The sequence below is a fragment of the Phreatobacter sp. AB_2022a genome, from assembly GCF_026847585.1.
Classification (GTDB): Bacteria; Pseudomonadota; Alphaproteobacteria; order Rhizobiales; family Phreatobacteraceae; genus Phreatobacter.
Genome location: NZ_JAPSET010000104.1, coordinates 1 through 5,379, shown reverse-complemented (window position 1 = coordinate 5,379; position 5,379 = coordinate 1). Strand labels below are relative to the sequence as shown.

6 protein-coding genes are annotated in these 5,379 nt (G+C 70.6%); 4 read left to right on the top strand and 2 right to left on the bottom strand.

Features of this window, described 5'->3' with window-relative positions; all coding sequences use genetic code 11:
• Both OZ671_RS31780 and OZ671_RS31775 read right to left on the bottom strand, forming a co-directional pair.
• Positions 1 to 488, bottom strand: a 488-nt coding sequence (locus tag OZ671_RS31780; protein WP_268864408.1) for an MmgE/PrpD family protein, incomplete at its 3' end; no start/stop codon positions are given.
• Positions 489 to 527: 39 nt separating this feature from the next.
• Positions 528 to 1,346 (bottom strand): transporter substrate-binding domain-containing protein, encoded by an 819-nt coding sequence (locus OZ671_RS31775; RefSeq protein WP_268864407.1) that lies wholly within the window; start codon positions 1,344 to 1,346, stop codon positions 528 to 530.
• 203 nt (positions 1,347 to 1,549) lie between these two features.
• Between OZ671_RS31775 and OZ671_RS31770 the strand changes: the two genes are divergently transcribed.
• The 4 genes from OZ671_RS31770 to OZ671_RS31755 all read left to right on the top strand — a co-directional run.
• A complete protein-coding gene (locus OZ671_RS31770) occupies positions 1,550 to 2,593 on the top strand; it encodes a GlxA family transcriptional regulator (protein WP_268864406.1) in 1,044 nt (347 codons plus the stop codon).
• A gap of 61 nt (positions 2,594 to 2,654) precedes the next feature.
• A complete protein-coding gene (locus OZ671_RS31765; RefSeq protein ID WP_268864405.1) occupies positions 2,655 to 3,908 on the top strand; it encodes a sarcosine oxidase subunit beta family protein in 1,254 nt (417 codons plus the stop codon).
• Positions 3,909 to 4,002: 94 nt separating this feature from the next.
• Positions 4,003 to 4,278 (top strand): sarcosine oxidase subunit delta, encoded by a 276-nt coding sequence (locus OZ671_RS31760; RefSeq protein ID WP_268864404.1) that lies wholly within the window; start codon positions 4,003 to 4,005, stop codon positions 4,276 to 4,278.
• Positions 4,275 to 5,379: 2Fe-2S iron-sulfur cluster-binding protein (locus tag OZ671_RS31755; RefSeq protein WP_268864403.1), on the top strand; the 1,105-nt coding region annotated here is incomplete at its 3' end. The genes OZ671_RS31760 and OZ671_RS31755, both read left to right, overlap by 4 nt.

The window sequence follows — 5,379 nt, the reverse complement described above, 5'->3', positions numbered from 1 at the left end:
GTGTTCCACCAGCCGCGATCGTAGAGCCCCCGGCCGAGCGACCGGCCGAGGGCCGCCTCGGCCTCGGCGCCGGCAATGAAGGCCGAGAGAAGATCGCCGCCGGTCGCCGCGCCGGTCTCCGCAGCGGCCTGCACCGCCGGCCAGACCACGGCGGAAATATGCGCGATGCCCTCGAAACAGGTGTCGTCGAAATCAAGCACATGGGCCGCGGTCGCGTTGACCATGGCGGCGGCCAGCGGACCGGCGGGCGCGCCGCCCACGATGCTGCAGCTCCCGCCGCCGAGATGGGCGCGGGCATGGTCCGCAACCGTCAGGGTGGTGGAGTGCCGGCTGCCGGCCAGCGCGCAGCCGACGACGTCGAGGAGCGCGCGCCGGGCCGCCTCGCGCACGCCGGCCGGCGCATCGGTCGCCGCGTCGAAGCCGGCCGCCCAGGCGCCGAGCCGCGTGGCGGCATGTCCCGCAGGTCTCTGGCGTGGCGGTTGCGTCATGCCGGATCCCTCGCCTGTCGTCACCGCCGCAGGCCCGGTTCAGCTGCCGAGACGCTGGCGCAGTCCGATGAGAAACGGGCTCGGCGGCAGGTTCCACTTCTTTTCCAGCTCCTGCAGCCGGCCCGAGCGGGCGAGCTCGGTGATGATGGCGCTGACCGCCTTGCCGAGGGCTCCGTCGCGTTCGGCCAGCGGCACGCCGACCGCCCAGCCTACCTCGTCCTCGGACGGCAGGGGGGCGTGGAAGTCGGCCCAGCGCGCATCGCCCGAGGCGAGCGTGCCGACATGAAGCGAGCTGTCCTGCAGGAAGGCGACGCAGTCGCCCGACAGCAGCGCATTGTGCGCCTCCACCACGCTCGGGAAGGCCACGATAGCGGCGCCGTAGCGCTCGGTGATCGGGCGGTTGTAATAGGCGCCCTGTGTCGCGCAGACGCGGCGGCCGCGCAGGTCGGCCCAGCGGGCGATCCCCGAGGTCTTGCGGGTGAGAACCGACGAGCCGCCGGCATAATAGAGCGGCTCGACGAAACCGACGACCTGGCGGCGCTGGGGCGTGTCCGACATGCTGGCGACAATCATGTCGATGCGCCCCTGCTGCAGGAACTCCATGCGGTTGGCGGCAATCACCGGCACATAGTCGGCGCGCACGCCGAGGCGCTGGGCGATCTCGGCGGCGATGTCGATCTCGAAGCCGACGATCGCGCCGGACGGGTCGAGAAAACCGTAGGGCCGATAGTCGTTCTTCACGCCGATCACGATCACGCCTTTGGCGCGGATCCGGTCGAGAAGGCTTTGGGCATTGGCCGTCATGGCAAGGCTGGCGACGGCGGCGGCGGCGAGCACCGCCCGCAGGAAAGCTCTCATGGCATGCCCCTCGTGGTGGTTCGTTCTTGTCCGCCACGGCGCCGGCAGGCGGCGCCGATGCGCTGCGATTGGCCATCAGCTTGTCTGAGAACGACCGGCCCACTTGTCCTGCAGCGACCGAAAGCTATCCTTGAACGACGCCGCGCGACGAACGCGGCGCATGATCCGCCACGTCCCGCGAGTCCCTTCCGAAGCCGACCGCCGTGCCCTCGCTCCCCTCGCTCCGCGCCCGCCTGCCCGACATCACCGACCGGCCGATCCGGGCCGGCTTCCTGCTGATGCCGGGCTTTGCGCTGCTGCCCTATTCGTCGACGGTCGAGCCGCTGCGTGCCGCCAACCAGCTGTCCGGCGTGACGCTCTTCAGCTGGAAGCACGTGTCGCTGGACGGCCGGCCGGTATGCGCCTCCAACGGCATCGCCATGGTGGCCGATCACGGCCTTGACGAGCAGCCGGGCTTCGACATCGTCTTCGTCTGCGCCGGCACCGGCATCGAGGGTTTCGACCACGGCCCGACCCTGTCCTGGCTGCGCGCTCTGGCGCGGCAGGGCGTGCTGCTCGCCGGCATTTCCGGGGGCCCCTACGTGCTGGCCTCAGCGGGGGTGCTCGACGGCTACCGGGCCACCATCCACTGGGATCATATGCCGGGCTTTGCCGAGCGTTTCCCCAAACTGGCGCTGACCGGCCGCCTCTACGAGATCGACCGCGACCGGATCACCTGTTCCGGCGGCGTCGCGCCGCTCGATCTCATGCATACGCTGATTGCCGCCTGGCGCGGCCAGGAGCTGGCGACCGCCGTGTCCGAATGGTTCATCCAGAGCGAGGTGCGCGAGCCCGACCGGTCGCAGCGCATGGCGCTGCAGCAGCGATTCCGGGTCAGCCATCCGAGGCTGCTCGACGTGCTCGCGCAGATGGAGCAGCGGATCGAGGAGCCGCTCGACCGCGACACGCTGGCCCAGCGCGCGGGCCTCTCGGTGCGCCAGCTCGAGCGGCTGTTCCGCGGCTATCTCGGCCGCACCATCGGCGCGCACTATCTGGAGCTGAGGCTGCTGCGCGCGCGCACCCTGATGCAGCAGACGACCCTGTCGGTGCTGGAGGTGGCGGTGGCGACCGGTTTCGTCAGCGCCACCCATTTCTCGCGCTGCTATGCGAAGCGGTTCGGCCACGCGCCACGGCATGAGCGCCGCACGGATGGCGTCAGCGATCGCAGCCATGTCGTGATTAGGCAGGTTCACGTCGCCAAGGGATAAGTGGCGGCCACGGCCGCTGCCATCATGGCGTCGCTCGCTTCCGAGAACCGCCGACATCCCCATGCGCTATTCCGTCCTCAGCCTGATCGCCAATGCCCTCGCGGGCCATCGCCGCTGGGCACCGGTCTGGCGCGTGCCGGAGCCGAAGCCCGGCGGCTATGACGTCGTCATCGTCGGCGGCGGCGGCCATGGCCTCGCCGCCGCCTACTACCTCGCCAAGGAACACGGCATCACCAATGTCGCGGTGGTCGAGAAGGGCTATCTCGGCTCGGGCAATGTCGGGCGCAACACCACGATCATCCGCTCGAACTACCTGCTGCCCGGCAACACGCCGTTCTACGAGTGGTCGCTGAAGCTGTGGGAAGGGCTCGAGCAGGACATCAACTACAATGCGATGGTCAGCCAGCGCGGCGTCCTCAATCTCTATCATTCCGACGCCCAGCGCGATGCCTTCGCGCGGCGCGGCAACGCCATGCGGCTGAACGGTGTCGATGCCGACCTCCTCGACGTCCACGACGTGCGCGCCATGGTCCCGGCGCTCGATTTCGACAATGCCCGCTTCCCGATCAAGGGCGGCCTGCTGCAGCGGCGCGGCGGCACGGTGCGCCACGACGCGGTGGCCTGGGGCTATGCGCGCGCCGCCGATGCGCGCGGCGTCGACCTCATCCAGAACTGCGAGGTGACCGGCATCCGCGTCGAAGGCGGCCGGGCGGTCGGCGTCGAGACCGCCAAGGGCTTCATCGCCGCGAAGAAGATCGGCCTCGCCTGCGCCGGCAATTCCTCGCGCGTCGCCGCCATGGCGGGGCTGCGGCTGCCGATCGAAAGCCACGTGCTGCAGGCCTTCGTCTCCGAAGGCGTCAAGCCGATGCTCGACACGGTCGTCACCTTCGGCGCCGGGCATTTCTACATCAGCCAGTCCGACAAGGGCGGGCTCGTCTTCGGCGGCGACATCGACGGCTACAATTCCTATGCGCAGCGCGGCAACCTGCCCATCGTGGAGGACGTCGCCGAATGCGCGGTCTCGCTGCTGCCGAGGGTCAGCCGCCTGCGCATCCTCCGGTCCTGGGGCGGCCTGATGGACATGTCGATGGACGGCTCGCCGATCATCGATCGCACCCCGATCGAGGGCCTCTATCTCAATGCCGGCTGGTGCTATGGCGGCTTCAAGGCGACACCGGCCTCGGGCTGGTGCTTCGCCCACACGATCGCCCGCGATGCGCCGCATGAGCTCAACGCCGCCTTCCGCCTCGACCGGTTCTCCACCGGCCACGTGATCGATGAAAAGGGCGCCGGCGCGCAGCCCAATCTCCACTAGCAGCCCGTCGACACCGGGCGTCGTCCCGATGCCGGCCGGCGCGATGTCCCGATGACGCGGATCTCGCAATCCCGCCCCCGAGGAAACAACAGCGATGCGGCTTTCCTGTCCCTTCTGCGGCGAGCGTGGCTCGGAGGAATTCGCCTATCTCGGCGATGCCGGCCTTGCCGTTCGGCCGGACCCCACGGCCCCCGACGCGCTCGGCCGCTTCGACGCCTATGTCCATCTGCGCGACAATCCGGCCGGCCCGCACCGGGAGCTCTGGCAGCATGTCGGCGGCTGCAGGTCCTGGCTCGTCGTCCATCGCGACGTGCGCAGCCACGAGGTGCTTGGCGTCGTGCCCGCCCGCGCCGCGGCAGGTGCGGCATGACCGGTCCCGGGGGAACCACGGGCGGTCCGTTCCGCCTCGCGGCGGGCGGCCTCGTCGATCGCCGTCGGCCGCTCGCCTTCACCTTCGACGGCCGCAGCTATCAGGGCCTTGCCGGCGACACGCTCGCCTCCGCCCTGGTCGCCAATGGCGTGCGCCTCGTCGGCCGCTCGTTCAAATATCATCGCCCGCGCGGTCTCCTCTCGGCAGGCCCCGAGGAGCCGAACGCGCTCGTCGAGCTGCGCCCGGATGGCGCGCGGCGCGAGCCCAACAGCCGCGCCACCACGGTCGAGCTCCATGACGGCCTCGCCGCGCGCAGCCAGAACCGCTGGCCCTCGCTCGGCTTCGACCTGATGGCGGTGAACGGCCTGGCCGCGCCGCTGATCAAGGCCGGCTTCTACTACAAGACCTTCATGTGGCCGGCGGCCCTCTGGGAGAAGGTCTACGAGCCGCTGATCCGGCGCGCCGCCGGGCTCGGCCGGGCCGCCGAGGGTGCCGATCCCGACCATTACGAGAAGGCGCACCTGTTCTGCGACCTGCTGGTGGTCGGCTCGGGGCCGGCGGGACTGATGGCCGCGCTCGCCGCCGGTCGCGCCGGTGCCCGGGTGGTGCTGTGCGAGGAGGATTTCCGGCTGGGCGGCCGGCTCATCGCCGAGCGGTCGGAGATCGGCGGCATGTCCGGGCCCGACTGGGTGGCCGGCGTTCTCGCCGAGCTCGAGAGCCTCGACACGGTGGTCGTGCTCAGGCGCACCACTGTCTACGGCGCCTATGACCATGGCACGTTCGGCGCGGTCGAGCGGGTGAGCGACCATCTCGCCGTGCCGCCCGCGCATGTGCCGCGCCAGCGCGCCTGGCGCATCGTCGCCAAACGTGTCGTGCTCGCGGCCGGTGCCATCGAGCGACCGCTGGTCTTCGGCGACAACGACCGGCCTGGCGTCATGCTGGCCGGCGCGGTGCGCACCTATCTCAACCGGTTCGGCGCGCTGCCCGGGCGTACCGCGGTGATCTTCGCGAACAACGACGCCGCCGCCGCCACGGCGCTCGATCTGGCTGCGGCCGGCGCCCATGTCGCCGCCATCGTCGATCCGCGCGAGGAGCCGGGCG